This is a genomic window from Methyloceanibacter sp., assembly GCF_035650995.1.
Taxonomy (GTDB): domain Bacteria; phylum Pseudomonadota; class Alphaproteobacteria; order Rhizobiales; family Methyloligellaceae; genus Methyloceanibacter.
The window spans coordinates 1-3319 of record NZ_DASRGO010000040.1 but is presented as its reverse complement, the minus strand read 5'-3'; the positions used below and the strand labels follow the sequence as shown (position 1 = coordinate 3319).

Genomic DNA, 3319 nt, shown 5'->3' with positions numbered 1-3319 from the left:
CTCTCGGCCCCTGTTCGCTGACAAGGCCAGAGAAATGGGAGTGCTCGGTTGTGTGTCCGGCCATGCCCATAGAATGGGGCTCGGTGGGCTTCGGTTCCGGCCCCATTGCTGAGGATCGCCATGGCCAAGGCGGACGCCGGCCGACGAGGAGCAAGGATGACGAGGAGCAAGGATCAGGCGCGATCGGCGACCCACACTCCGGAGCAGACGCCCGACGGCCCGGTGCCGTGCCAGTTGCCGCTCCCCTTGACCTTGGTGAATTTGCCGATGCCGACTGCCTGGCGCGGACCCGCCACGCCGTTGATCTTGGTCGCACCAGAGCCGGAGATGCGGCCGTCGAGGAAGATCTTGTGCATGACGAAGCGGCCGCTCGTCGCCGAGATGTGGCCGCTGGCGACGGCGACGCCGATATTGATGATGCCGCAGTGGCCGTTGGTGGTGGTCAGCACCATCTTCCAGCTTCCGTCGAAGGGCGAAGCAAATGCCGGCGCGGCGAAAGCGAGAAGAGCCGTCGAGAGAGCCAAGACGCGCATACGATTGCCAATCATCGGAGTCCTCATGCGTAGTTGTCCTGCCCGCCAATGCGAGCCGCCTCGTGGCGAGGCCCCTCGGGACCGCGCCCCGGCGAGGCCTTCAACGCGGGCAGCCTTGCATGAGTTGCGTTAACAGAGGATGTCGCGCAGCGTCGAACGCTGCATTGCGGCAGAGCAACGATTGAGGCTGGACGTTACTGCGATTTCGTGCGCGCGGTGAGCATCGCGGTATGCGCCTCGATCATATATTTCATACAGCCTTCCATGTTCCCCTTGTGCATCTCGGCTTTCGACAGCTTGAGGGCCGCCGCTGCCTCTTTCTTTTTAGTGATGTCGGTCATCTTGGCGATCATGGCGTCCATCTCCTTCATGTGCGCCTCGGTGCATTCCCGCGGTACGCTGTAGGCGGGGGAGAGGGCCGTAAGCGTGATCAAGGCCGCAATGAGGGTCGATTTGGACATGGTTTCCTCCTCTTTCTGCACTCCGCGTTCGCCGCTGAAAACGCGTCTCGGCGTTCGCCGAACGCATTCGATGGCATCTGCTATTTAAGCCTTGCCGCGAGGCCTTGCAGGACGTGGACGACCGCGCGCCGAACCGCCGAGCGAGGAAATGTCGTTCGCAACTCGCCGCCGGCTACCGCTCGGGCTTTCCCTTCGGCTGAAAGGCCGACGCAGGAAGCTCGGGAACGTCCGGGTAGAGCTTGTCGAAGCGCGCCTGGCTGAGGACGACGGCCTCGGACTGCACTTCGTCCACGGGGACCCGCTTCCACGCTCCTTCGCGCCACGCCCAGGCTTCCGCGCTGGTGAAGCGGACAGCGTTTCCATCGAGCATGCCGAACTGGATCTTGCCCGCGCCGCTCGGAGAAACGGCGTTGCGCTCGCGGGCACGGGCCTTCCGTTCGGAGGCGCGTGCTTCGTTCGATGTTTGACGATCTTGCGTGGGCTTCGCTCGGCCTTTCGCGCTTTTCTTTTCAACCTGGCGATCCGGAGGCAGCGCCTTCGGCACCGACTTTTGTGCGGGCCTTCGCGTTGGCTTCTCGGGAACCTCCGCTACCACCGTCTCAGGAATAGCTGCCTTGACCAGGCCCGCTGGCACCTTGGCTTCGGTTTGCGGAGCTACGAGCTTCTGTTCGCGACTGGGTGGCGCCGCCTCGGCGTTCTCTGCCGCAGCCGCGTCGTCTGCCCTGGCCTTCGGCGGCTTAGCCGACTGCGCCTCCTTTGCCTGCGCAACGCGCGCAGCGCTCTCCACAGGTCTCTGCGCCGATGCCCCCTCGACACGCCGCCGCTCGCTCTTCTCGGCATGCCGTGCCTCAGCGGTCTCAGAGGGCTCGTTGCCGGCATCTTCGGCTTGAAATACGTCCCATTGTTTTTGCCAATAGTCCGCCTGCAAGCTCAGGACATCCGAAAGCGTCTTGGCGCGTGCCAGCTCAAAACCGAATCTCAGATTGCTGTGGGCGAGGCCGATCATCTTTCGATTCAGCACCGCGGTGCGGCGCCATGCGGCCTCGAGAAGATCAAGTGCTTGGGTCATTGGGGTCGGAGCCATCATTTTTCTCTCCGTGTAGCAATGCACCAGCGTGGGCTTCATGCCTCCGGCGGCGGCGCAGGTGTCGCCTTTATCGCCCGCTGGTCCGTCTTACTTGGCAGTGTCGGTCCGTCGCGCCTGGAAGGCAAACAAAAGCTAAGGGGCCGGCGGGAGGAGGAGGACCGGCCCCTTTTGCTCCGAGCTCGCATGAGGAGCTCTACGCGCGACTTAGTTCAGGCCGCGGCCGATTTGCGCCTTGATGGGCTCGACGGTGTCGGCGGCAATTTTCGTCGACAGTGCGGTCAGTTCCTCGGCTTGCGCCGACAAGGCGCCGACCTGCTTCTGCCAATAGCTGGTCTGCAATTCGACGGCCTGTGCGACGGTCTTTGCGCCGGCCAGGCTCTTGGCGAGGTCGAAGCCTGAATTTACATTGCGCTGGGCGATGTCGATGACCTTGCGATTGAACGCGGTAGCACCCTGCCCTGCCGCGTCGAGGGCCTTCTCGACGGCATCGAGCCCGGCGTCGAGCGCGGTCTTGGAGCGCTCATAGACGGCCCGCGTCTCGGTCACGGTCTTCTCGGCGAGCGTGCGCACGCTTTCCGGAATCGCGGCCTCAAGCGCCGCGGGTTCGAACTGGGCAATGGTCTTGCGATAGGCTTCGCGCGCCATCTCGGCGGCGGCGTGTGGATCGAACGTGTTCATTGCGTCACCTCGTTAGGCCCCAGGGAGAAGGGGTTGGAAGGAGTGGCAAACCGGGGCTGGTGAGTCTTATAGCGCAGATTATTGTGCACTGCAACATAAATTGTGCATCGCACAAACGGCGGATTTCTGCCGGACCGCGGATTGTGAGGCGATGAGACGCGATGCTAGCGTCCCTGCATGGCAAATCGCGATGAGTTAGAGGTGCTTGCGCTACGTTCCAGGCGCCTGCGCGTCTCGTGGTTTCCCCTGGTCACGCTTCTCGCCGCAGGCGCGTGTGGCCTGGCCCAGCCCGCGTCGGCTGAAATAAGGCAGGTCGAGGTGGGCAACGAGACGATCGCGGTCGAGGAACTCGGCGGAAACGGCCCCGTCGTCATCTTTGAATCGGGGCTCGGAGAGCCTTTCGACAGTTTCACGGAGGTGGCGAAGTCGTTGTCCTCGTGCATGCGGGTCGTCATGTACGACCGGCCTGGCATCGGCGCGAGCGGTCCGCGCGCCGAGTCGGGGCCGGCAATGGCGGACGACGTTGCGCAAGGCCTTCATGCCTTGATCGGCAAGCTCGG

General features: G+C 63.6%; 5 protein-coding genes. 1 reads left to right on the top strand and 4 read right to left on the bottom strand.

Going from position 1 to position 3319, the window contains the following annotated elements; translation table 11 throughout:
- Window positions 1-173: 173 nt before the first annotated feature.
- From VFB18_RS03390 to VFB18_RS03375, 4 genes are all read right to left on the bottom strand, one after another.
- Window positions 174-548, bottom strand: a complete 375-nt coding sequence (locus VFB18_RS03390; protein WP_324971026.1) for a hypothetical protein — start codon at window positions 546-548, stop codon at window positions 174-176.
- A 179-nt stretch (window positions 549-727) separates the two neighbouring features.
- Window positions 728-994: a hypothetical protein gene (locus tag VFB18_RS03385; protein WP_324971024.1), complete on the bottom strand. Its 267-nt coding sequence runs from the start codon at window positions 992-994 to the stop codon at window positions 728-730.
- A gap of 172 nt (window positions 995-1166) precedes the next feature.
- Complete coding sequence (locus VFB18_RS03380; protein WP_324971022.1) at window positions 1167-2120, bottom strand: hypothetical protein; 954 nt, start codon at window positions 2118-2120, stop codon at window positions 1167-1169.
- A 165-nt stretch (window positions 2121-2285) separates the two neighbouring features.
- Window positions 2286-2759, bottom strand: a complete 474-nt coding sequence (locus VFB18_RS03375; RefSeq protein WP_324971021.1) for a phasin family protein — start codon at window positions 2757-2759, stop codon at window positions 2286-2288.
- A gap of 177 nt (window positions 2760-2936) precedes the next feature.
- Between VFB18_RS03375 and VFB18_RS03370 the strand changes: the two genes are divergently transcribed.
- The coding region (locus tag VFB18_RS03370) for an alpha/beta hydrolase (RefSeq protein WP_324971020.1) at window positions 2937-3319 on the top strand (383 nt) is incomplete at its 3' end.

What these genes read in the sequence shown, in the direction of transcription:
- VFB18_RS03375 (WP_324971021.1), bottom strand. Translation starts at nt 2,759, where the DNA reads ATGAACACGTTCGATCCACACGCCGCCGCCGAGATGGCGCGCGAAGCC.
- VFB18_RS03385 (WP_324971024.1), bottom strand. Translation starts at nt 994, where the DNA reads ATGTCCAAATCGACCCTCATTGCGGCCTTGATCACGCTTACGGCCCTC.
- VFB18_RS03380 (WP_324971022.1), bottom strand. Translation starts at nt 2,120, where the DNA reads ATGAAGCCCACGCTGGTGCATTGCTACACGGAGAGAAAAATGATGGCT.
- VFB18_RS03390 (WP_324971026.1), bottom strand. Translation starts at nt 548, where the DNA reads ATGATTGGCAATCGTATGCGCGTCTTGGCTCTCTCGACGGCTCTTCTC.